This is a genomic window from Luteibacter sp. NPDC031894 (assembly GCF_050273135.1).
In the GTDB taxonomy this organism is placed as follows: domain Bacteria; phylum Pseudomonadota; class Gammaproteobacteria; order Xanthomonadales; family Rhodanobacteraceae; genus Luteibacter.
Genome location: NZ_JBNNMV010000004.1, coordinates 161085 through 183642 on the forward strand (window position 1 = coordinate 161085; position 22558 = coordinate 183642).

The window sequence follows — 22558 nt, forward strand, 5'->3', positions numbered from 1 at the left end:
CCTTAGACGCGACGCTTCTTGGGGGGACGGCAGCCGTTATGCGGAATCGGCGTGACGTCGATAATGTTGAGCACCTTGTAGCCCAACGCGTTCAGAGAGCGCACCGCCGACTCGCGGCCCGGGCCGGGGCCCTTGATGCGCACTTCCACGGTCTTCACACCGTAGTCGCCCGCAGCGCGGCCGGCCTTCTCGGCGGCGACCTGTGCAGCGAACGGGGTCGACTTGCGGGAGCCGCGGAAACCCGCGCCGCCTGCGGTCGCCCACGACAGGGCGTTGCCCTGGCGGTCGGTGATCGTGACGATGGTGTTGTTGAAAGAAGCCTGCACGTGGGCCACGGCATCCGTGACGACGCGCTTGATCTTCTTTTTGGTCTTAACAGGCTTAGCCATGTTCGGTATCCGTTACTTCTTGATCGGACGACGCGGACCCTTGCGGGTACGGGCGTTGGTACGCGTGCGCTGGCCGCGCACCGGCAGGCCGCGACGATGGCGCAGGCCACGGTAGCAACCAAGGTCCATGAGACGCTTGACCGCCATGCCGATTTCGCGGCGAAGGTCGCCTTCGACCGTGTACTTCGCGATTTCAGCGCGGATCTTCTCGACCTCGCCCTCGCTCAGCGACTTGATCGGGGTGGTCGCAACCACGCCCGCGTCGACGCAGACCTTCTTGGCCCGCGACCGGCCGATACCATAAATGCTCTGCAGGCCAACCCAGACATGCTTCTGGACCGGCAAATTGACACCCGCGATGCGCGCCATGATGTACTGTCTCCGATGCGTTTCGTGCGCGGTAAACGCGCAATTCTAACCGTAATTAACCTAAACGGGAAGTCCTGCGGTACCAGGGCACCGCGGCCTCCCCTACTTGGGGATCTTCGTCGCGTCTCAGCTGCGGCGGAGATTGGACTTCTTAAGCAGACTCTCGTACTGGTGGCTGACGAGATGGGCCTGGACCTGAGCCGTGAAGTCCATCACCACCACCACCACGATCAGCAGCGAAGTGCCGCCGAAATAGAACGGGACGTGCCAGGCGTTCTGCATGAACGTAGGCACCAGGCAGACCAGTACGATGTAGATCGCGCCGACACCCGTGAGCCGGGTCATGACGCCATCGATGTAGTCTGCCGTCGCGCGACCCGGACGGATGCCCGGAATCAACGCACCCGAACGCTTGAGGTTATCGGCCGTTTCCTGCGAATTGAACACGATCGCCGTATAGAAGAAGGCGAAACCGATCACCAGCACCGCGAACACGATGTCGTGGACCGGCTCACCCGGGCTCAGCGCCGTGGTCAGCCATTGCAGCCAGCGGGACTGGTGGGCAGAGCCGAACCAGGTCGCCGCGGTCGCGGGGAAGAGCAGCAAGCTGGTCGCGAAGATCGGCGGGATCACGCCCGACATGTTGATCTTCAGCGGCAGGTGCGAGGTCTGGCGCTGGAACTGACGCTGGCTGCCCTGCTTCGCGTAGTTCACGGTAATGCGCCGCTGGGCGCGTTCCATGAACACCACGAACGCCGTGACCGCCAGGATCACCACCGCGACCATCAGGAGCTTCAGGACCGACAGCTCGCCGTTGTTCGCCATGCTCAGCGTGTGGACGATCGCCGCGGGAAGCCCCGCCACGATACCGGCGAAGATCAGCATCGAAATGCCGTTGCCGATGCCACGCTCCGTGATCTGCTCGCCCAGCCACATCAGGAACATCGTGCCGGCGGTGAGGCCGACGACCGACGCCAGGATGAAGCCCGCGCCCGGCATGTAGACGACCGGACCGCTGCTGCCGACCTGCTTCTGCAGGGCTACCGCGATGCCGAAAGCCTGGAATGCCGCCAGTCCGACCGTGCCGAAACGCGTATACGTGGTCATCTTGCGACGACCCGCCTCGCCTTCCTTGCGCAGCGCCTGGAGCGACGGAATGACCGAGCCCATCATCTGCACCACGATCGACGCCGAGATATACGGCACCACACCGAGAGCGAATACCGAGAAGCGGGAAAGCGAACCACCCGAGAACATGTTGACCATGTTCAGCAGGCCGCCACCACCCTCGACCAGGCTCGTCATCGCCTCGGGGTTCACGCCCGGGACGGGAATGAACGAACCGAGGCGGAAGACGATCAGCGCACCGATAAGGAAAAAGATGCGCTGACGCAGTTCCGTCAGTTTGCCCAGCGAGCCGAGCGTTGTGCCCTGCGCTGCAGCCACCTGATTACTCCACGCTGCCGCCGGCGGCTTCGATAGCCGCCTTGGCGCCGGCCGTCGCAAGCACGCCCTGGAGCTTCACGGCGCGATTGATCTCGCCCTTCAGCACCACCTTGACCTTCTTGGCGCGGCTGGTCACGAGACCGGCAGCGTGCAGCGCGATCAGGTCGATCGTGTCGGCCTGGATCGAAGCCAGCTGGTAAAGCATGACCTGCTCCGTGTCGGCCTTCTTCAGCGAGCGGAAGCCCACCTTGGGCAGGCGACGCTGCAGCGGCATCTGGCCGCCTTCGAAGCCGACGCGGTGCGTGTTACCGGCACGCGCGTGCTGACCCTTATGGCCGCGGCCGGCGGTCTTGCCAAGGCCGGAGCCGATACCGCGAGCGACGCGGGTGCGGGTCTTGCGGGCGCCCTTGCCGGGCTTGATGTCGTTAAGACGCATGATGCTTACTCCTCGACCCGGACCAGGTAGTAGACCGTGTTGATGAGGCCACGGACCTGGGGGCTATCCTTCAGTTCGCGCACATCGTTGAGCTTGTTCAGGCCCAGGGCCTTGACGCTCAGACGATGACGACCCTGTACGCCGCGCAGGCCCTTGACCAGGCGGACGCGGACGGTGCCGGCGGCTGCGGCGGTTTCGTTCTTCTTAGCCATTGCCCAGCACCTCTTCGATCGTCTTGCCACGCTTGGCGGCGATGCGCTTCGGCGAGGCGACGGCCTGCAGACCCTTGATCGTCGCGCGGACGAGGTTGATCGGGTTGCGCGAGCCGACGGCCTTCGCAAGCACGTCCTTCACGCCGACCACTTCGAGGACGGCGCGCATGGCACCGCCGGCGATGACGCCGGTACCCTGCGAGGCGGGCTGCATGAAGACGCGAGCGGCGCCGTGGTTGGCCTTGATGGCGTACCACAGCGTGCCATTGTTCAGTTCGATGCTCACCATGTTGCGACGGGCGCGTTCCATGGCCTTGGAAATGGCGACCGGCACTTCACGGGCCTTGCCATAACCGAAACCGACGCGACCCTCGCCATCGCCGACAACGGTCAGCGCGGTGAAGCTCATCTGGCGGCCACCCTTGACGGTCTTGGCCACGCGGTTGACGGCGATAAGCTTTTCAAGCATGCCGTCCGAATTTTCGCGATCTGTCGAGGACATCTCTTTTCCTGTCTGCCCGGACGTACCGGGACTTCTGTTTACGGCTCGGTCGCCGCTTGGAGTTGTAGTTGCAGCGGGCGGCACCGGCCCCGAGGGACCGATGCCGTGGCCTGACGCCTCTTAGAACTTGAGGCCGGCCTCACGCGCCGCATCGGCCAGAGCCTTGATGCGACCGTGATAACGGAAACCCGAGCGATCGAACGCGACGGCTTCGATGCCGGCGGCCTTGGCGCGCTCGGCGACGATGCGACCCACCGTGGTGGCGGCTTCGACGTTCTTCTTGCTCTTGAGGCCTTCGGCCACCGACTTCTGCACGGTCGAGGCGGCTGCCACGACGGTGCCGTTCGGCGCGAAGACCTGGGCGTAGATGTGCTGACCGGTGCGGTGCACGCTCAGGCGGGCGACTGCGAGCTCACGGATGTGGGCGCGGGTCGACTTGGCGCGGCGCAGGCGGGATTCGTTCTTGTTCATCGTCTCGTCTCCAGGAAGCGGATAGGCCGATTAGGCCTTCTTGGCTTCCTTCAGGATGATCGTCTCGCCCGCGTAGCGGACACCCTTGCCCTTGTAGGGCTCCGGCGAACGGAACGCGCGGATCTTCGCTGCCACCTGCCCCACGAGCTGCTTGTCGGCGCCCTTGATCAGGACTTCCGTCTGCGTCGGGACTTCGATGGTGATGCCTTCCGGCGCATCGAAGACGACCGGGTGCGAATAACCCAGCGACAGGTTGATGGACTTACCGGTGAGCTGGGCGCGGTAACCCACGCCGACGAGCTCGAGCTTCTTTTCGAAACCGCTGGTGACACCCTGGACCATGTTGGCCACGATGGCGCGGGCGGTACCGCCGAACTTGTCGTCGGCGCCGTCGGCGAGGACGATCGTCGCCACGCCATTGTCCTGCTGGAACGAAACGCCCGGCAGTTCATGGGTGGTCAGGGCGCCCTTCGGGCCCTTGACGGTGACGGTGCCGTTGGCGACCGAGAGTTCGACGCCCTTCGGGAGGGTGATGGGCTTCTTGGCTACACGTGACATGTCGGGACTCCTTACGCCACCTGGCCGATGACTTCGCCGCCCAGACCCTTGGCACGGGCCTGCGCATCGGTCAGCAGACCGGCGGAAGTCGAGATGATCGAGATACCCAGGCCACCGAGGACCTTCGGCAGCTCGTCCTTGCCGCGGTAGACGCGGAGACCGGAACGGCTGACACGGGAAATGGTCTCGATGGCGGGACGGCCTTCGAAATACTTCAGCTTGATCTCGAGGACCGGCTTGCCCGCTTCGTCAGCGGTACGGGCGTCGAGGACATAGCCTTCGTTCTGCAGAAGCTTGGCCAGGGCCAGCTTCATCTTCGACGACGGCATACGGACAACCGACTTGCCAGAGGCCTGGCCATTACGGATGCGCGTAAACAGATCGGCGATGGGATCAGTCATGCTCATAAGAAAAACCCTTGAGAGTGCACCGATATCCGAATTACCGGAAATCTTGAATTGTAAAGCCGACAGACGTCGGTCTGCATTGCGCAGACCGACGACTATAACAGCTTGACCCGCCGTTGGCGAGTTTTTTACCAGCTAGCCTTGCGCAGGCCCGGCACGTCACCACGCATGGTGGCTTCGCGGAGCTTGTTGCGACCCAGGCCGAACTTGCTGTAGACGCCGCGCGGGCGGCCGGTCAGGGCGCAGCGATTACGCTGGCGCGCCGGGCTGGCATCACGCGGGAGCTTCTGCAGCTTGGTCTGGGCTTCCATCTTCTCGTCGTACGAGGCGGTGGCGCTCAGGACGATCGCCTTCAGTTCGGCGCGCTTGGCGGCGTACTTCTTGACGAGCTTGGAGCGCTTGAGGTCGCGCTCGATCATCGAGGTCTTGGCCATGTTCTACCTATCAGTTGCGGAACGGGAAGCTGAAGGCTTCCAGCAGCGCCTTGGCTTCTTCGTCGGTCTTGGCGGTGGTGGTGATGGAGATATCCATGCCACGCAGCGCGTCAACCTGATCGAAGTCGATTTCCGGGAAAATGATCTGTTCCTTGATGCCGAAGTTGTAGTTACCACGGCCATCGAAGGCACGGCCCGAGACACCACGGAAGTCGCGCGTACGCGGCAGCGAGATGTTGATCAGGCGGTCCAGGAATTCCCACATCTGGGCACGACGGAGCGTGACCTTGCAACCGATCGGCCAACCGTCGCGGATCTTGAAGGAGGCGACCGACACGCGGGCCTTCGTCGTGATCGGCTTCTGGCCGGCGATCTTGGTCATGTCGGCGACCGCGTTCTCGAGGATCTTCTTGTTACCGGCGGCTTCGCCGACGCCCATGTTGAGCGTGATCTTCGTGATGCGCGGGACTTCCATGACGTTCTGGTAACCGAAGCGCTCAGTGAGCTTCTGCATTACCGACTCTTTGTAAAACGATTCAAGGCGGGTCATGACTTCGATTCCTTACGCGTCGACCACTTCGCCCGAACGGAACGCACGCACCTTGCGCCCGTCCTCGAGCTTCTTGGTGCCAACGCGCTCGCCCTTGTTCGTGGCGGAGTTGAAGAGCTGGACATTGGAAATATGGATCGAGGCCTCACGCTCGACGATCCCGCCCGGCTGGTTGGCCTGGGGGTTCGGCTTGGTGTGGCGCTTGACGAGGTTCACGTTCGAGACGACCACGCGGTCGCCATCGACGCGCAGCACGTCACCGCGCTGGCCCTTGTTCTTGCCGGTGATGACGACGACGTTATCACCCTTGCGGATACGGTTCATGGTCTGGCCTCCGCTCAGAGCACTTCGGGCGCGAGCGAGACGATCTTCATGAACTTCTCGCTGCGCAGCTCGCGAGTGACCGGCCCGAAGATACGGGTTCCGATCGGCTCGAGCTTGTTGTTGAGGAGCACGGCCGCGTTACCGTCGAAACGGATCAGCGAACCATCGGAGCGGCGCACGCCCTTGGCGGTGCGAACCACCACGGCGTTGTACACCTCACCCTTCTTCACCTTGCCGCGGGGAATGGCATCCTTGACGGTCACCTTGATGACATCGCCGACGCTGGCATAACGGCGCTTCGAGCCGCCCAGCACCTTGATGCACATCAGTTCCTTCGCGCCGCTGTTGTCCGCCGCGGAAAGCGTGCTTTGCATCTGGATCATCGCAGCTCTCCTTAGACTTCAGCGCGCGTGACGATTTCGACCACGCGGTGATGTTTGGTCTTCGACAGCGGACGGCACTCCGCGATGCGGACGAGGTCACCCTCGTTCGCGCCGGTTTCGTCGTGCGCGTGAAGCTTGGTGGAGCGACGGATGATCTTGCCGAGCAGCGGATGCTGCACCTGGCGTTCGATCAGGACCGTCACCGTGTTGGCCATCTTGTTGCTGATGACGCGGCCCTCGAGGGTGCGCGCCGTCTTCGTGTTATCGCTCATGTCCGCCGTCCTTACTTCTTAACGCCGAGCACGAACTTCGTGCGGGCGATGTCACGCCGAACGCGGCGCAGCTGGTGCGGCTGAGTGAGCTGTCCGGAGCCCTTCTGCATGCGCAGATTGAACTGCTCCTTGCGAAGGTCCAGCAGATCCTGCTTCAGCTCTTCCGCCGACTTCTGGTTGATTTCTTTGCTGGCCATTACATCACCGCCCTGGAGACGAACTGGGTCTGCACGGAGAGCTTGGCTGCCGCCAGACGGAACGCTTCGCGTGCCGTCGCCTCGTCGACACCTTCGATTTCATAAAGCATGCGACCGGGCTGGATCAGAGCGACCCAGAACTCGACGCCACCCTTACCGGCACCCATTCGAACTTCGATGGGCTTGCGGGTGATCGGCTTGTCCGGGAACACGCGGATCCACAGCTTGCCGCCACGCTTCACGTAGCGCGTGATGCAACGACGGGCCGCTTCGATCTGGCGCGCGGTCAGCTGACCGTGCGTCGTCGCCTTCAGGCCGTACTCGCCAAAGCTCACGAGGTTGGAATTGAATGCCAGGCCGTCGTTACGGCCCTTATGCATCTTGCGGTACTTGGTACGCTTCGGTTGCAACATGGCAACGCTCCTTACTTGGCAGCGCGCTCACGCTCGCGGCGGTTTTCACCACCCTCGCGGCGCGACGACTGCTGAGGCTGCTGTTCTTCCTTCGACTCGGCCGTAGCGGCCGCCAGATCGAAGATCTCGCCCTTGTAGACCCATACCTTGACACCGATGATGCCGTACTGGGTCTTGGCCTCGGCGGTGCCGTAGTCGATGTCCGCACGCAGGGTATGCAGCGGAACGCGACCTTCGCGAGCCCACTCGGAGCGCGCGATCTCGGCGCCGTTCAGACGGCCGGAAACGTTGATCTTGATGCCGAGGGCACCGAGGCGCATCGCGTTGCCGACCGAGCGCTTCATGGCGCGGCGGAACATGATGCGACGCTCGAGCTGCTGAGCGATGGACTCCGCGACGAGCTGGGCGTCGAGTTCCGGCTTACGGACTTCACTGACGTTGATGTGCGTCGGAACGCCCATCATGTCGGTGACTTCCTTGCGCAGCTTCTCGATGTCCTCACCCTTCTTGCCGATCACCACGCCCGGACGGGCGGTGTGGATCGTCACGCGGGCGGTCTTGGCCGGGCGCTCGATCTGGATCTTCGAGATACCGGCGGCGGCGAGCTTCTTGCGCAGCATCTCGCGGACCTTGAGGTCGGCAGCGAGGTACTGGGCGTACTCACCCTTGTTGGCGTACCACTTCGAGTTCCAGTCCTTGGCAATGCCGAGGCGGATACCGGTGGGATGAACTTTATGACCCATCGTTTCTTACCCCAGTCAGTTGCCGACAACCACAGTGATGTGGCTGGTGCGCTTCAGGATGCGCGAACCCCGGCCTTTGGCACGGGCGTACATGCGCTTCATCGCCGGACCTTCGTCGACGAAGATGCGGGCCACCTTGAGCTCGTCGACGTCGGCGCCGAGGTTGTTCTCGGCATTGGCGACGGCGGAGAGCAGCACCTTGCGGACAAGGTGGGCGGCCTTCTTGTTGGTAAAGGCGAGCACGTCGCTGGCTCGGCCCACGGGCATGCCGCGGACCAGGTCAGCCACCAGGCGTGCCTTCTGCGCCGAAATGCGGGCGCTGCGCAGGATCGCTTTGGCTTCAGTGCTCATCACTTGCCCTTCTTGTCGCCGGCGTGGCCCTTGTACGTGCGGGTCACCGCGAACTCGCCGAGCTTGTGCCCGACCATGTTCTCGTTGATCAACACAGGCACGTGCTGGCGGCCGTTGTGGATGGCGATGGTCAGGCCGACCATCTCCGGCAGGATCATCGAGCGACGCGACCAGGTCTTGATCGGACGCTTGTTGTTGGCGGAAACGGCGGCTTCCACCTTCTTTACGAGGTGCAGGTCAACGAACGGACCTTTCTTTAGAGAGCGCGGCATGATCGTTTCCTATTACTTGCGACGACGCACGATGAACTGCTGGGTGCGCTTGTTGTTGCGCGTCTTGTAACCCTTGGTCGGCGTGCCCCACGGGCTGACCGGGTGACGGCCGCCGGAGGTACGGCCTTCACCACCGCCATGCGGATGGTCGACCGGGTTCATGACCACGCCGCGGACGGTCGGACGAATGCCCTTCCAACGCTTGGCGCCGGCCTTGCCGAGCTTGCGCAGGCTGTGTTCCGAGTTGCCGACTTCGCCGATGGTGGCGCGGCACTCGACCGGCACGCGGCGCATTTCGCCGGAGCGAAGACGCAGCGTGGCGTAGCCCTGCTCGCGCGCCACCAGCTGGACCGAGGCACCGGCGGAACGCGCGATCTGCGCACCCTTGCCCGGCTTCATCTCGATGCAGTGGATGGTGGAACCGACCGGGATCGAACGAAGCGGCAGGCAGTTGCCCGGCTTGATCGGCGAGTCGGAACCCGACACGAGACGGTCGCCCACCGCCACGCCCTTCGGCGCGATGATGTAGCGGCGCTCGCCGTCGGCGTAGCACAGCAGCGCGATGTGCGCGGTGCGGTTCGGGTCGTATTCCAGACGCTCGACAACGGCGGCGATGCCTTCCTTGTCGCGCTTGAAATCGATGATGCGGTAAGCCTGCTTATGACCGCCGCCGCGATGACGCGTGGTGATGCGACCGTAATGGTTGCGACCGCCGGTCTTCGACTGCGATTCCGTCAGGGGTGCGTAAGGCGCGCCCTTGTGCAGACCCTCCGTCCGCACGCTGACTGCGTCGCGGCGGCCCGGGGAGGTCGGCTTGTGAGTGATCAGTGCCATCTCAATTCAACTCCTGGCTCAGGCCTTGGCCGACACGTCGATCGTGTGACCGTCGGCGAGGCGCACGTAGGCCTTGCGCTTACCCTGGCGGTTGCCAGTGCGGAAGCGGAACGACTTGACCTTGCCCTTGGTGTTCACGAGGTTCACGTCCACGACCTTGACGTCGAAGAGGTGTTCCACAGCGGCACGGACATCGGCCTTGGTCGCCTCAGGCGCCACGACGAAAACGTACTGGTTGTTCTCAGCAAGGCGAGCCGACTTCTCGGAGATGTGCGGCGCGCGAAGCGTGTTGAGCGTGCGTTCGGTGCTCATGCGAGCCACTCCTCGACCTTCTTGACCGCGTCCACCGTCATGACGACGTAGTCGCTGCCGACCAGGCTGACCGGATTCAGGGCCAGCACGTCGACGACGTGGATGTACGGAATGTTGCGGGCGGACAGGTACAGCGCCTCGGTGGCGTCTTCCGACACCAGCAGCACGCGACCCTTCACTTCGAGCTCGGCGAGCTTGGCGATCATGCCCTTGGTGCTGGGCTTGTCGATCGACAGTTCCGTGACGACCTTCAGGCGATCCTGACGGTTCAGCTCGGCCATGATCGAACGGATCGCAACGCGGTAAGCCTTGCGGTTGACCTTCTGCTCGAAGCTGCGCGGCTTCGCCGCGAACGTCACACCACCACCGACGAAGATCGGGGCGCGATAGTCGCCGTGACGGGCGCCGCCGCCCTTCTGCTTCTTGAACTTCTTGGTCGTACCGGACATCTGGCCGCGAGACAGCTGGGCCTTCGTGCCGGCGCGGCCGGCCGCCTGGTAGGCGGTCACAACCTGGTGCACGAGGGCCTTCTTGTACTCGCCGCCGAACACGTCGTCCGACACGGTGAGCGCCTGGGCGCCAATAACGTTGAGTTCCATGGCGTCTCTCCTCAGCCCTTGGTCGTCGGACGAATCACGACGTCACCGCCCGGCGCGCCCGGGACAGCGCCCTTGACCGCGATCAGGTGGCGCTCGGCGTCGACCGTGACAACTTCGAGGCCCTGCTGGGTGCGGTTCACCGCGCCCATGTGGCCCGACATCTTCTTACCAGGGAACACGCGGCCCGGCGTCTGGCGCTGGCCGATCGAGCCCGGGGCGCGATGCGACAGCGAGTTACCGTGCGTGGCGTCGCCCATCTTGAAGTGGTGACGCTTGATGGTGCCCTGGAAACCCTTACCCTTCGACACGCCGGAAACGTCGACCGTCTGACCGACGGTAAAGACGTCGCCCGCCGAGATCTCGGTACCGATCGCGTACTTGCCTGCGTCTTCCGCGCTCACGCGGAACTCCCACAGACCGCGGCCCGGCTCGACCTTGGCGTTGGCGTAATGGCCCTTCAGCGGAGCCGTCAGGAGCGAGGCGCGCTTCGCGCCCGTCGTGACCTGCACGGCGCTGTAGCCGTCGTTTTCTTCGGTCTTCACCTGCGTCACGCGATTCGGGGTCGCTTCAATCAGCGTCACCGGAATCGAACGGCCGTCTTCGGTGAAGAGCCGGCTCATGCCGCACTTGCGGCCAACCAGTCCGATACTCATCTTCGTATCCTTTAGTCCGCTCAACCGAGCTTGATCTGCACGTCGACGCCGGCGGCGAGATCGAGCTTCATGAGCGCGTCCACGGTCTTGTCGTTGGGGTCGACGATGTCCAGAACGCGCTTGTGCGTACGAGTCTCGTACTGGTCGCGGGCATCTTTGTCGACGTGCGGCGACACCAGGATGGTGTAGCGCTCGATCTTGGTCGGCAGCGGGATCGGGCCGAGGACCGTGGCGCCGGTGCGCTTGGCCGTCTCGACGATTTCGCTGGCCGAACGGTCGATCAGACGATGATCGAACGCCTTGAGCCGAATGCGAATCTTTTGGTTCGCCATAAAACCGTGTCCTGTTTATCGAAAGAACGTTCTTGTGATTCGGAAGGGCTTCTCGCCATTCCGCACAACCCAAATTGCTTACTACGGGTACCGCAACGGGCCGCCCTGCAGCGGCTTACGCCACCCGGAACGACCCGAAAAAGTCGGGCAGACCGCATTAACGGCCTGCCCAGACAGAAAAGTATAGAATACGCAACAAGATGGGTCAACAGAGCTTCCGCCCCGTGGCCCGTTGGCACCCTATTCGGCATCCTTGCCTGCGAACTCGAAGCACATTCCTTGCGCCTCATTTCGCATGGTCCGGGACCTTATTGAGGCACCCGGGAGTCTTAGCCAGCGGATTATAGCTGGGCATCTTTCAGAATGGAAGACCCTACCGTGACTCGGCTGCGCTATCGCGCCCGCTCGTCGAGCCTATAAGCGGTGGTTCCTATCCACACACCGTTCTCGACCTTTACGGATACACCCCCCTTCCATTCCCCCCGCTCATAAGCTGCCTTCAATCGCGATAGCGTTTCCGGGCCAGCGCAGCGAGTCGTTGTAGCGAGAGGATACCTGGCCGATGAGATCACCCTGCGGCCTACGGAAGCCGGATCGCCCCAGTCAATGCCGTAATCGGCAAGAGCGGCGTCGTAAACGATCGTCTGTCCAAGCAATTCGCCCGTCGATCGCTCGTAGAGACGCTTGAAAACGGGAGAACCCCAATGTGATCCGTAACCTTCGTAGTAGCCGTCGGGATGAGGGACATTGTGAAAGAAGGACGGGAGTAGCCAGAAGGGTCGGTACGTGTCGACGCGCAAGCAACCATCAGGAGAGTCGAACGACTCGACATACGCCCCCGACGCCCTCTCCCACCATTCCGACGCGGCATACGTGCCGAACGCGAGAACGACCAAGGGTAAGGCGATTTGCCCTCTCACGACAGATCTATCGTCAGAGTAAATTTCTTCCAAAGCACGTTCGAGTACAAGATGAAGTCACCGCCCCATCCGGTTTGGGCGCGATACCTCCTGAAAGCCGCATTGTTGATCGCGCCGATCGGCTCGCCATGCCAATCGAAACCAAGTCCGTCAAAGAGAATGTTCGCCACTGCCTCGGTCTTGTTGAACACGCCAAATTCAGACCACGTCCCGAGGGGCTGCTCCCCGTTGAAGTCGTACGTGTCGCGGAGATAAAAGGCAATGTCCGATATCACGAATCGCTGCCGTCGAGTCGATGGATCGACCTCGGCTCTGCCTATGAAAGCCATCTTCATCGCAGCTTTCCCCAGTGCGCCATACATGTCGTCCACGGTGTTAAAGGGACCACCGAAGCTCACGAAATTGACCTGGCACATGTCGTCAAGCTGGACGGCTGACATGCTTGCGTGCCCGAGATGTAGCACCCCACTGCCGTTCCAGCCGGAATCCCTCAGGCGCCTTCTTAATTGATCGATGGTGGGGAACGAGCGGATCTTATTCATGAGCTCATCGATCGCCAACCTTGCACGCGGGAATCCCACGACCCACGCCATGGAGACGATCCGGGTATCGACATGAGCCAAGGAGAGCTGGGAGGCCTTGATGTCTGTTCCATCCTTCCAGCCGTTCGACAGGACCCATGCGCCGTGGGAAAACCAGCGGTCCATGAGATCCGCAGAAACGAACCACCCCATTTGACGCATCGCCGATGGAATGGCCTTGATGCGAGCCCGCGATTGCTGTTCGCTTGGTCGTGGCGGCTTGCTCGACTCAGTTCTTCCCTGGGTTTTTTCCGGCGCAGCCGAAACCTCCGATGATCCGTGGACGCGCGAAAAGCGCGATGCCTCCATTACATGTACCTCGCATCAGAAATCTGAGCACTCATAGGCGCCTCCGAGTAACAAGCTAGATAGTTACAGTAGAGGCTGCCGGCTCGACCTCATATGGGAGGTTTCTGAAAAAATCGCTGATTTGATCGAGCGCGGCAAAAACCACCGGTCCGACGCAGTCACCTTGGCACCCCTATCGGACGACACAGCACTTGCGATAGCTGTATTGCGCATCGGCAATGACCTAGCAGTTCCTGCGCAGGCCAGGCAGTTAAGACATTCGCCTCACCGGTGGGAGAGGCGGCGGGTGCCGCTCTCGGAACCGGTAGCGCAGGCGAGGCGCGTCACCGGAAAAAGCCCGAAGGGGGCTGGCCAGGAAGGCCAGCCGTTTTCGCTGAGCCATGGATGGCGAATCGAAAACCTCCGGTGGGGCACCGACCCGGCCGCAGGCCATTGATACACGGCCGCGCCAGCGGCCCTTCCTTGAGGGGTCGCCGGAGGCGTGGTCCCGAGGGCGGCACCCGCCGCCTCCTGCGGCGTAAATGAACGCGACGCCGAAGGCGAGCCCGCCCCAAGACAACAATTCCAAAGAACAAAAAAAAGCGGAGGCTTTCGCCTCCGCTTCTTTCGTACCTGGCAGGTCGCCCTGCCCGGTCGGTTTGCTTACTTGATGATCTTCGCGACCACGCCGGCGCCGACGGTGCGGCCACCTTCGCGGATGGCGAAACGCAGGCCTTCGTCCATCGCGATCGGGAAGCCCAGCGTGACGCTGATCTTCACGTTGTCGCCCGGCATCACCATCTCGGTGCCTTCCGGCAGCTTGATCGAACCGGTCACGTCCGTGGTACGGAAGTAGAACTGCGGACGATAGTTGCTGAAGAACGGCGTGTGACGGCCACCCTCGTCCTTGGACAGGATGTACACCTCACCCTCGAACTCGGTGTGCGGCGTGACCGAACCCGGCTTGGCCAGCACCTGGCCACGCTCGACGTCTTCACGCTTCAGACCGCGGACCAGCACGCCGACGTTGTCGCCAGCCTGACCCTGGTCGAGCAGCTTGCGGAACATCTCCACGCCCGTGACCGTGGTGGTCTGGGTGTCGCGCAGGCCCACGACTTCCGCCGCGTCGCCCACCTTGACGATGCCGCGCTCGACACGACCGGTCAGCACCGTGCCGCGACCGGAGATCGATAACACGTCTTCCACCGGCAGCAGGAACGGCTTGTCGATGTCACGCTGCGGCTCCGGGATCCAGCTGTCGAGCGCGTCGACCAGCTTGATGATCGAGGGCACGCCGATTTCCGACTGGTCGCCGTCCAGCGCCAGACGCGCCGAACCGTGCACGATCGGGGTGTCGTCGCCCGGGAACTCGTACTTCGACAGCAGCTCGCGCACTTCCATCTCGACGAGCTCCAGGAGCTCGGCGTCGTCGACCATGTCGGCCTTGTTCAGGAACACCACGATGTACGGCACGCCGACCTGGCGCGAGAGCAGGATGTGCTCGCGCGTCTGCGGCATCGGGCCGTCAGCGGCCGAGCACACCAGGATCGCACCGTCCATCTGGGCGGCACCGGTGATCATGTTCTTCACATAGTCCGCGTGGCCCGGGCAATCGACGTGACCGTAGTGACGGTTCGGCGATTCGTATTCCACGTGTGCGGTCGAGATCGTGATACCGCGCGCCTTCTCTTCCGGCGCCGCGTCGATCGAACCGTAGTCCTTGAACTCGCCGCCGAAACGCTCGGCGCCGATCTTCGTCAGCGCAGCCGTCAGCGTGGTCTTGCCGTGATCGACGTGACCGATGGTGCCGACGTTGACGTGCGGCTTCTTGCGCTCGAACTTACCCTTTGCCATGACTCAAAACCTCTGAAAGAACGTTGTATGTGTTGAAGAAGAAGTCCTTATCAGGACTTCTTCATGACCTCGTCGGCGATGTTCTTCGGTGCCGGCTCGTAATGGTCGAATTCCATCGTGAACGTGGCGCGGCCCTGGGTCTGCGAACGCAGCGAGGTCGCGTAACCGAACATTTCGCCCAGCGGAATCATCGCGTTGACGGTCTTGCCCGACGGGGTCTCTTCCTGACCCGTGAGCATGCCGCGACGACGGCTGATGTCGCCCATGACGTCACCGACGTAGTCTTCCGGCGTCACGACCTCGACCTTCATGATCGGCTCGAGCAGCACCGGGTTCGCCTTGGCGAAGCCCTGCTTGAACGCCATGGAAGCGGCCAGCTTGAACGCCATTTCCGACGAGTCGACGTCGTGGTACGAACCGAAGACCAGCTTCACCTTGACGCCGACGACCGGGAACCCGGCCAGCGGACCGGCGGTGATCGTCTCGCGCAGGCCCTTCTCGACCGACGGGATGAATTCCTTCGGAATCACGCCGCCCGTGATGTCGTTGATGAAGAGGAAATCGTCCTTGATACCCGCGGCGATCTTCTCGTCCGCACGGTCGGCATCGGAGATCGGCGACAGCTCGATCACGACGTGACCGTACTGACCCTTACCACCCGACTGCTTGGCGTGCTTGTAGTCCGACTTGACGTCCGACGCCTGGATCGTTTCGCGATAGGCCACCTGCGGCTTGCCGACGTTGGCTTCGACGTTGAACTCGCGCTTCATGCGGTCCACCAGGATGTCCAGGTGGAGCTCGCCCATGCCCGAGATGATCGTCTGGCCCGACTCTTCGTCCGTGCGGACGCGGAACGACGGATCTTCCGCGGCCAGGCGGCCGAGGGCGATACCCATCTTTTCTTGGTCCGACTTGGTCTTCGGCTCGACCGCCATCGAGATCACCGGCTCCGGGAACGACATGCGCTCGAGGGTGATGATCTTGTCCTGCGCGCACAGCGTGTCACCCGTCGTCACGTCCTTCAGGCCGACCGCCGCGGCGATATCGCCGGCGCGGACTTCCTTCAGCTCGTGACGCTCGTTGGCGTGCATCTGCAGGATGCGGCCGATGCGCTCCTTCTTCGACTTGACCGGGTTGTACACCTGGTCACCGGCGTTCAGCGTGCCCGAATAGACACGGAAGAACGTCAGCGCGCCGACGAAGGGGTCGGTCATGATCTTGAACGCGAGCGCCGAGAACGGAGCGTCGTCCTTTGCCTCGCGGGTGTCCGGCTTGTCGTCTTCGTCGATACCTTCGACCGGCGGACGGTCGACGGGCGACGGCAGCAGGTTGACCACCGCGTCGAGCATCGCCTGGACGCCCTTGTTCTTGAACGCGGTGCCGCAGAAGACCGGGATGATCTCGCTCTTCAGCGTGCGCAGGCGCAGGCCTTCGATGATCTCTGCCTCGGTCAGCTCTTCGCCGCCCAGGTACTTGTCCATCATCTCTTCCGTGGCTTCCGCCGCGGCTTCGATCATGGTGGTACGGTCTTCCTCGGCCTTGGCCTGGAGTTCCGCCGGGATATCGACGTACTCGAACTTCATGCCCTGGGACTCCATGTCCCACTTGATGGCCTTCATCTTGAGGAGGTCGACGACGCCTTCGAAGTTGTCTTCGGCGCCGATCGGCACCTGCATCGGCACCGGGTTGGCGGCCAGACGCGACTTCAGCTGCTCGACGACCTTGTAGAAGTTCGCGCCGGTGCGGTCCATCTTGTTGACGAACGCAAGGCGCGGAACCTTGTACCGGTTGGCCTGGCGCCAAACGGTTTCCGACTGCGGCTGCACGCCACCCACGGCGCAGAGCACGAACACCGCACCGTCGAGCACGCGGAGCGAACGCTCCACTTCGATGGTGAAGTCGACGTGTCCCGGGGTGTCGATGATGTTGAAGCGGTGCTCGGGCAGCGAACGATCCATGCCCTTCCAGAACGCCGTGGTGGCGGCGGAAGTGATGGTGATGCCGCGCTCCTGCTCCTGCTCCATCCAGTCCATCGTCGCCGCACCGTCATGCACCTCGCCAATCTTATGACTGACACCGGTGTAGAACAGGATGCGCTCCGTGGTCGTGGTCTTGCCGGCATCGATGTGAGCCATGATGCCGAAGTTGCGGTAGCGCTCGATGGGAGTGGTGCGTGCCACGGTCTTTCCTCAATCTGAAGCTGTTTTTACCAGCGGTAATGCGAGAAGGCCTTGTTGGCCTCCGCCATGCGGTGCGTTTCTTCGCGCTTCTTGACAGCGCCACCACGGGATTCCGAGGCTTCGAGCAGTTCGGCGGCCAGCTTGCGCGGCATGGACGTCTCGCCGCGCTTGCGCGCCGCGTCGATCACCCAACGCATGGCGAGGGCCATGCGACGGCCCGGACGGACCTCGACCGGCACCTGGTACGTGGCACCGCCGACGCGACGCGACTTCACCTCGACGGCCGGGGCGATGTTGCCCAGGGCCTTCTCGACGAGTTGCACCGGCTCGGCGTGCTTTTCACCGATGTGCTGCAGGGCGCCGTAGACGATCGATTCGGCGACGGACTTCTTGCCGGACTTCATCACCATGTTGATGAAGCGGGCAATCAGCTGGCTTCCGTGCTTCGGGTCCGGGAGGACGACACGGGCGGGATGGGAACCTTTACGCGACATAATTCTTGTCCTTTACTCAGCTCTTCGGGCGCTTGGCGCCGTACTTCGAGCGCGACTTGCGACGCTTGGTCACGCCGGCGCAGTCGAGACTGCCGCGAACCGTGTGGTAACGCACACCCGGGAGATCCTTGACGCGACCGCCGCGGATCAGGACCACCGAGTGCTCCTGCAGGTTGTGACCTTCGCCACCGATGTAGCTGATGACTTCGAAACCGTTGGTCAGGCGCACCTTGGCAACCTTACGCAGGGCCGAGTTCGGCTTCTTCGGGGTGGTCGTATAAACGCGCGTGCAGACCCCGCGGCGCTGCGGGCTGCTCTGCAGGGCCGGGGAGGCGCTCTTGTACGCCTTCGGGCTGCGGGATTTGCGCACCAACTGGTTGACTGTCGTCATGCGAAGCTATTCCTGAGAAACATAAAGGCAGACCGATAGATCGGCCCGCCAGAGAAGCGTTGTTGACGTGCGTCGCCCGCGAAGCGGGCTGCGCCCATCGTCCTTGAATCCGAACACGAGGCGCTTCCCTGCGCCTCATTTCGTATGTACGAGCAAAACCCGCGTACGGGCCTTACTCGGCGCTATCGTTGGACCCGGCGGGAGCCTCTTCGAACGTGACGGCCGGTGCCGAACCCGAGAGGGTTTCGAGCTCCGAGGCCGTCAGGCCGCCCTGGCTACGACGCGAAGCGTGGTATGCCAGACCCGTGCCCGCAGGGATTAGCCGCCCAACAATAACATTTTCCTTCAGGCCTCGCAACGTGTCGCGGGTACCACGGACCGCCGCCTCGGTAAGGACGCGGGTGGTCTCCTGGAACGACGCCGCCGAGATGAACGACTCGGTGGCCAGCGAGGCCTTGGTGATGCCCAGCAGGACCGACTCGAACTCCGTCGGACGCTCGCCACGGGCCACGGCCCTCTCGTTTTCCTCGTTGATCCGGACGCGCTCGACCTGCTCACCGCGCAGGTAGGTGCTGTCGCCCGCGTCGGTGATCTCGACCTTGCGGAGCATCTGGCGAATGATCGCTTCGATGTGCTTGTCGTTGATCTTCACGCCCTGCAGGCGATAGACGTCCTGGATCTCCTTCACGAGGTACGAGGCCAGCGGCTCGACACCCAGCAGGCGCAGGATGTCGTGCGGATTCGGCTCGCCGTCCACGACGGTTTCGCCCTTCTCCACGTGCTCGCCTTCGAACACGATGACCTGGCGCCACTTCGGAATCAGCTCCTCGTGCTCGTTGCCGTCCGCGTCCTTGATGATCAGGCGCTGCTTGCCCTTGGTGTCCTTGCCGAAGCTGACGATGCCCGAACGCTCCGCGAGGATCGCCGGCTCCTTCGGCTTACGGGCTTCGAACAGGTCGGCCACGCGCGGCAGACCACCCGTGATGTCGCGGGTCTTCGAGGTTTCCTGCGGGATACGGGCAACCACGTCGCCCACGCCCACTTCGGCACCGTTCTGGATCGACACGATCGCGCCTGCCGGCAGGAAGTACTGGGCCGCGATGTCGGTACCCGGCAGCTTGAGCTCACGGCCCTTGCTGTCTTCCAGGCGGACGATCGGGCGCAGGTCCTTGGCCTGCGTGCCGCGACGCTTCGGATCGGTGACCACCGCCGACTCGAGGCCGGTCAGTTCGTCCGTCTGCGACTGCACGGTCACGCCATCGATGAAGTCGATGAAGCGGACCACACCGGCCACTTCCGTGACGATCGGGTGGGTATGCGGATCCCAGTTCGCGACGGTCTGGCCGGCCTTGACCGGGTCGCCGTCCTTCACTGCGATCGTCGCACCGTAAGGCACCTTGTAACGCTCGCGCTCGCGACCGTTGGCATCGATGACGCTTACTTCGCCCGAACGCGAGACGGCAACCAGGTGACCCTGCGAATGCTCGACCGACTTCAGGTTGTTGAACTTCAGCGCGCCGGTGGTGCGGACGGTCACGTTATCCACGGCGGCAGCACGGGACGCCGCGCCGCCGATGTGGAACGTACGCATCGTCAGCTGGGTACCCGGCTCACCGATGGACTGCGCGGCAACCACGCCCACCGCCTCGCCCATGTTGACGAGGTGGCCACGGGCCAGGTCGCGGCCGTAGCAAAGGGCGCACACGCCGTGGCTGGCACGGCAGGTGATCGGCGAACGGACCTTGATCAGCTGCACGCCGCCCTTGTCGAGCTTGTCGACGAGGTACTCGTCGAGCAGCGTGTCGCGGGTCACGATCGGTTCGTCGTCGTCGCCCGGAGCGTAGACGTCCTCGACCACCACGCGACCGAGCACGCGCTCGCGCAGCGGCTCGACCACGTCACCGCCTTCCACGATCGGGGACATCAGGACGCCGTCTTCCGTGCCGCAATCGTGCTCGGTGATGACGACGTCCTGCGCCACGTCGACGAGACGACGGGTCAGGTAGCCGGAGTTCGCGGTCTTCAACGCGGTATCCGCGAGGCCCTTACGAGCACCGTGGGTCGAGTTGAAGTACTGCAGGACGTTCAGGCCTTCGCGGAAGTTCGCCTTGATGGGCGTCTCGATGATCGAGCCGTCCGGGCGAGCCATCAGGCCACGCATGCCTGCCAGCTGGCGAATCTGCGCCGCGCTACCGCGGGCGCCGGAGTCGGCCATGATGTACAGCGAGTTCATCGACTTCTGGTTGACCACGTTGCCGTCGGCGTCGGTCACCTTCTCGGTGCCGATGCCGTCGATCATCGCCTTCGCGACCAGTTCGTTGGTGCGCGACCAGATGTCGACGACCTTGTTGTAGCGCTCACCCGCCGTGACGAGACCGGACTGGTACTGCTCCTGGATCTCGACGACTTCCTTCTCGGCTTCCTCGAGGATGCCCTTCTTCTCCGCCGGGATCTTCATGTCGTCGATGCCGATGGAGATACCGGCGCGCGTCGCGAAACGGAAGCCGGTGTACATCAGCTTGTCGGCGAACACGACCGATTCCTTCAGGCCGAGCAGGCGGTAGCTCTGGTTGATCAGGCGCGAGATGTTCTTCTTGGTCAGCTCCGTGTTGACCAGCGCGAACGGCAGGCCTTCCGGGATGATCTCGGCCAGCAGCGCGCGACCCACCGTCGTGTCGACGAGGGTCTGGCGCTCCACGCGCTCGCCATCGACCGTCTCCACGCTGCGCACGCGCACCTTCACCTTGGCGTGCAGCTCGACGGCGCGGTTGTCGTACGCACGACGCACTTCGCCGATGTTCGCGAACACCATGCCGGCGCCCTTCGCGTTGATCAGCTCGCGGGTCATGTAGTACAGGCCGAGCACGACGTCCTGCGACGGCACGATGATCGGCTCGCCGTTCGCCGGCGACAGGATGTTGTTCGACGACATCATCAGGGCGCGGGCTTCGAGCTGCGCCTCGATCGAAAGCGGCACGTGCACGGCCATCTGGTCACCGTCGAAGTCGGCGTTGAACGCCGTGCAGACGAGCGGATGCAGCTGGATCGCCTTGCCTTCGATGAGCACCGGCTCGAACGCCTGGATGCCCAGGCGGTGCAGCGTCGGCGCACGGTTGAGCATGACCGGGTGCTCGCGGATCACGTCCTCGAGGATATCCCAGACCTGCGCTTCCTCGCGCTCGACGAGCTTCTTCGCGGCCTTGATGGTCGTGGCTTCGCCACGGGCCTGCAGCTTCGCGAAGATGAAGGGCTTGAACAGCTCGAGCGCCATCTTCTTCGGGAGGCCGCACTGGTGCAGGCGCAGCGTCGGGCCGACCACGATGACCGAACGGCCCGAGTAGTCGACGCGCTTGCCGAGCAGGTTCTGGCGGAAGCGGCCCTGCTTGCCCTTGATCATGTCCGCAAGCGACTTCAGCGCGCGCTTGTTCGTGCCGGTGATGGCACGACCGCGACGGCCGTTGTCGAGCAGCGCATCGACCGACTCCTGCAGCATGCGCTTCTCGTTACGCACGATGATGTCGGGCGCGGCGAGCTCGAGCAGACGCTTCAGGCGGTTGTTGCGGTTGATGACGCGGCGGTACAGGTCGTTGAGGTCCGAGGTCGCGAAGCGACCGCCGTCCAGCGGGACAAGCGGACGCAGGTCGGGCGGCAGCACCGGCAGGACGGTCATGACCATCCATTCCGGCTTGTTGCCCGACTCGAGGAACGCCTCGATCAGCTTCACGCGCTTGGTGAGGCGCTTCAGCTTGGTCTCGGAATTCGTCGACGAGATCTCTTCCTTCAGGCGGATGACTTCGCCCGGCAGGTCGAGGCTCTTCAGCAGCTCGTAGACGGCCTCGGCACCCATGCGGGCGTCGAACTCGTCACCGTGCTCCTCGGTGGCTTCCAGGTACTGGTCTTCGCTGAGCAGCTGGCCGCGCTCGAGCGCGGTCAGGCCCGGATCGATCACCACGAAGGCTTCGAAGTACAGGATGCGCTCGATGTCGCGCAGGGTCATGTCCAGCATGAGGCCGATGCGCGAGGGCAGCGACTTCAGGAACCAGATGTGCGCGGTCGGGCTGGCCAGCTCGATGTGGCCCATGCGCTCGCGACGGACCTTGGCCAGCGTGACCTCGGTGCCGCACTTCTCGCAGACGACGCCGCGATGCTTCATGCGCTTGTACTTGCCGCACAGGCATTCGTAGTCCTTGATGGGACCGAAAATGGCCGCGCAGAACAGGCCGTCACGCTCAGGCTTGAACGTGCGGTAGTTGATTGTTTCCGGCTTTTTGACTTCGCCGTACGACCACGACCGGATCAGCTCCGGCGAGGCCAGAGCGATCTTGATCGCGTCGAAATCCAGCGTCTGTCGCTGCTGGTTGAACAGATTGAGCAGGTCTTTCATGCGTAAT

At 63.2% G+C, this 22558-nt stretch carries 30 protein-coding genes; all 30 read right to left on the reverse strand.

What is annotated here, in order from left to right; genetic code table 11:
* Nucleotides 1–2: 2 nt before the first annotated feature.
* Complete coding sequence (gene rpsK / locus ACQKIE_RS12760; protein ID WP_007513384.1) at nucleotides 3–389, reverse strand: 30S ribosomal protein S11; 387 nt, start codon at nucleotides 387–389, stop codon at nucleotides 3–5.
* 12 nt (nucleotides 390–401) lie between these two features.
* Nucleotides 402–758: a 30S ribosomal protein S13 gene (gene rpsM, locus ACQKIE_RS12765; RefSeq protein WP_427459633.1), complete on the reverse strand. Its 357-nt coding sequence runs from the start codon at nucleotides 756–758 to the stop codon at nucleotides 402–404.
* A 126-nt stretch (nucleotides 759–884) separates the two neighbouring features.
* Entirely contained in the window at nucleotides 885–2204 is a 1320-nt protein-coding gene (gene secY, locus ACQKIE_RS12770) for a preprotein translocase subunit SecY (RefSeq protein ID WP_427459635.1), read from the reverse strand.
* A 4-nt stretch (nucleotides 2205–2208) separates the two neighbouring features.
* Nucleotides 2209–2640 carry a 50S ribosomal protein L15 gene (gene rplO / locus ACQKIE_RS12775; RefSeq protein WP_427459636.1) on the reverse strand — a complete coding sequence of 144 codons (432 nt, stop codon included), beginning with the start codon at nucleotides 2638–2640 and terminating at the stop codon, nucleotides 2209–2211.
* A 5-nt stretch (nucleotides 2641–2645) separates the two neighbouring features.
* The gene (rpmD, locus tag ACQKIE_RS12780; RefSeq protein ID WP_427459638.1) at nucleotides 2646–2852 is read right to left on the reverse strand and encodes a 50S ribosomal protein L30; all 207 of its coding nucleotides are present in this window, start codon (nucleotides 2850–2852) and stop codon (nucleotides 2646–2648) included.
* Complete coding sequence (gene rpsE, locus ACQKIE_RS12785; protein ID WP_306849894.1) at nucleotides 2845–3354, reverse strand: 30S ribosomal protein S5; 510 nt, start codon at nucleotides 3352–3354, stop codon at nucleotides 2845–2847. Before rpsE ends, rpmD begins: the two co-directional genes overlap by 8 nt.
* A 120-nt stretch (nucleotides 3355–3474) precedes the next feature.
* Entirely contained in the window at nucleotides 3475–3825 is a 351-nt protein-coding gene (gene rplR / locus ACQKIE_RS12790) for a 50S ribosomal protein L18 (protein ID WP_029213880.1), read from the reverse strand.
* A 30-nt stretch (nucleotides 3826–3855) separates the two neighbouring features.
* On the reverse strand, nucleotides 3856–4383 hold the full coding sequence (rplF, locus tag ACQKIE_RS12795) for a 50S ribosomal protein L6 (protein ID WP_427459641.1): 528 nt from the start codon (nucleotides 4381–4383) through the stop codon (nucleotides 3856–3858).
* Between the two features lie 11 nt (nucleotides 4384–4394).
* Nucleotides 4395–4790 (reverse strand): 30S ribosomal protein S8, encoded by a 396-nt coding sequence (rpsH, locus tag ACQKIE_RS12800; protein ID WP_427459643.1) that lies wholly within the window; start codon nucleotides 4788–4790, stop codon nucleotides 4395–4397.
* Nucleotides 4791–4918: 128 nt separating this feature from the next.
* Nucleotides 4919–5224 carry a 30S ribosomal protein S14 gene (rpsN, locus tag ACQKIE_RS12805; RefSeq protein ID WP_167022102.1) on the reverse strand — a complete coding sequence of 102 codons (306 nt, stop codon included), beginning with the start codon at nucleotides 5222–5224 and terminating at the stop codon, nucleotides 4919–4921.
* 10 nt (nucleotides 5225–5234) lie between these two features.
* Nucleotides 5235–5774 carry a 50S ribosomal protein L5 gene (gene rplE, locus ACQKIE_RS12810; protein ID WP_306849886.1) on the reverse strand — a complete coding sequence of 180 codons (540 nt, stop codon included), beginning with the start codon at nucleotides 5772–5774 and terminating at the stop codon, nucleotides 5235–5237.
* Nucleotides 5775–5786: 12 nt separating this feature from the next.
* Complete coding sequence (gene rplX, locus ACQKIE_RS12815; RefSeq protein WP_427459646.1) at nucleotides 5787–6098, reverse strand: 50S ribosomal protein L24; 312 nt, start codon at nucleotides 6096–6098, stop codon at nucleotides 5787–5789.
* 14 nt (nucleotides 6099–6112) lie between these two features.
* Complete coding sequence (rplN, locus tag ACQKIE_RS12820) at nucleotides 6113–6481, reverse strand: 50S ribosomal protein L14 (RefSeq protein ID WP_427459648.1); 369 nt, start codon at nucleotides 6479–6481, stop codon at nucleotides 6113–6115.
* Between the two features lie 11 nt (nucleotides 6482–6492).
* Entirely contained in the window at nucleotides 6493–6753 is a 261-nt protein-coding gene (gene rpsQ / locus ACQKIE_RS12825) for a 30S ribosomal protein S17 (protein WP_427459650.1), read from the reverse strand.
* Between the two features lie 11 nt (nucleotides 6754–6764).
* Nucleotides 6765–6950 carry a 50S ribosomal protein L29 gene (rpmC, locus tag ACQKIE_RS12830; protein ID WP_427459652.1) on the reverse strand — a complete coding sequence of 62 codons (186 nt, stop codon included), beginning with the start codon at nucleotides 6948–6950 and terminating at the stop codon, nucleotides 6765–6767.
* Nucleotides 6950–7363 carry a 50S ribosomal protein L16 gene (rplP, locus tag ACQKIE_RS12835; RefSeq protein WP_072322774.1) on the reverse strand — a complete coding sequence of 138 codons (414 nt, stop codon included), beginning with the start codon at nucleotides 7361–7363 and terminating at the stop codon, nucleotides 6950–6952. The genes rpmC and rplP overlap by 1 nt, the downstream gene beginning before the upstream one ends.
* Before the next feature lie 11 nt (nucleotides 7364–7374).
* Nucleotides 7375–8106: a 30S ribosomal protein S3 gene (gene rpsC, locus ACQKIE_RS12840; protein WP_029213890.1), complete on the reverse strand. Its 732-nt coding sequence runs from the start codon at nucleotides 8104–8106 to the stop codon at nucleotides 7375–7377.
* 15 nt (nucleotides 8107–8121) lie between these two features.
* Nucleotides 8122–8457 (reverse strand): 50S ribosomal protein L22, encoded by a 336-nt coding sequence (gene rplV / locus ACQKIE_RS12845; RefSeq protein ID WP_029213891.1) that lies wholly within the window; start codon nucleotides 8455–8457, stop codon nucleotides 8122–8124.
* Nucleotides 8457–8729, reverse strand: a complete 273-nt coding sequence (gene rpsS, locus ACQKIE_RS12850) for a 30S ribosomal protein S19 (RefSeq protein ID WP_029213892.1) — start codon at nucleotides 8727–8729, stop codon at nucleotides 8457–8459. Before rpsS ends, rplV begins: the two co-directional genes overlap by 1 nt.
* A 12-nt stretch (nucleotides 8730–8741) precedes the next feature.
* Nucleotides 8742–9563, reverse strand: a complete 822-nt coding sequence (gene rplB / locus ACQKIE_RS12855; protein WP_072322773.1) for a 50S ribosomal protein L2 — start codon at nucleotides 9561–9563, stop codon at nucleotides 8742–8744.
* Between the two features lie 18 nt (nucleotides 9564–9581).
* Nucleotides 9582–9875 carry a 50S ribosomal protein L23 gene (gene rplW, locus ACQKIE_RS12860; protein WP_046967254.1) on the reverse strand — a complete coding sequence of 98 codons (294 nt, stop codon included), beginning with the start codon at nucleotides 9873–9875 and terminating at the stop codon, nucleotides 9582–9584.
* Complete coding sequence (gene rplD / locus ACQKIE_RS12865; protein WP_427459657.1) at nucleotides 9872–10474, reverse strand: 50S ribosomal protein L4; 603 nt, start codon at nucleotides 10472–10474, stop codon at nucleotides 9872–9874. Before rplD ends, rplW begins: the two co-directional genes overlap by 4 nt.
* 11 nt (nucleotides 10475–10485) lie before the next feature.
* On the reverse strand, nucleotides 10486–11127 hold the full coding sequence (gene rplC, locus ACQKIE_RS12870; protein ID WP_306849865.1) for a 50S ribosomal protein L3: 642 nt from the start codon (nucleotides 11125–11127) through the stop codon (nucleotides 10486–10488).
* Nucleotides 11128–11147: 20 nt separating this feature from the next.
* Complete coding sequence (rpsJ, locus tag ACQKIE_RS12875; protein ID WP_014402136.1) at nucleotides 11148–11459, reverse strand: 30S ribosomal protein S10; 312 nt, start codon at nucleotides 11457–11459, stop codon at nucleotides 11148–11150.
* A gap of 916 nt (nucleotides 11460–12375) precedes the next feature.
* Nucleotides 12376–13269: a DUF6402 family protein gene (locus ACQKIE_RS12880; protein WP_427459660.1), complete on the reverse strand. Its 894-nt coding sequence runs from the start codon at nucleotides 13267–13269 to the stop codon at nucleotides 12376–12378.
* 642 nt (nucleotides 13270–13911) lie between these two features.
* Entirely contained in the window at nucleotides 13912–15102 is a 1191-nt protein-coding gene (tuf, locus tag ACQKIE_RS12885; protein WP_427459662.1) for an elongation factor Tu, read from the reverse strand.
* 50 nt (nucleotides 15103–15152) lie between these two features.
* Nucleotides 15153–17282 carry an elongation factor G gene (fusA, locus tag ACQKIE_RS12890; RefSeq protein ID WP_427459664.1) on the reverse strand — a complete coding sequence of 710 codons (2130 nt, stop codon included), beginning with the start codon at nucleotides 17280–17282 and terminating at the stop codon, nucleotides 15153–15155.
* A gap of 26 nt (nucleotides 17283–17308) precedes the next feature.
* A complete protein-coding gene (gene rpsG / locus ACQKIE_RS12895; protein ID WP_036115503.1) occupies nucleotides 17309–17776 on the reverse strand; it encodes a 30S ribosomal protein S7 in 468 nt (155 codons plus the stop codon).
* 16 nt (nucleotides 17777–17792) lie between these two features.
* Nucleotides 17793–18167: a 30S ribosomal protein S12 gene (rpsL, locus tag ACQKIE_RS12900; RefSeq protein ID WP_036115505.1), complete on the reverse strand. Its 375-nt coding sequence runs from the start codon at nucleotides 18165–18167 to the stop codon at nucleotides 17793–17795.
* A gap of 172 nt (nucleotides 18168–18339) precedes the next feature.
* Entirely contained in the window at nucleotides 18340–22551 is a 4212-nt protein-coding gene (rpoC, locus tag ACQKIE_RS12905) for a DNA-directed RNA polymerase subunit beta' (protein ID WP_427459667.1), read from the reverse strand.
* Nucleotides 22552–22558 lie beyond the last annotated feature (7 nt).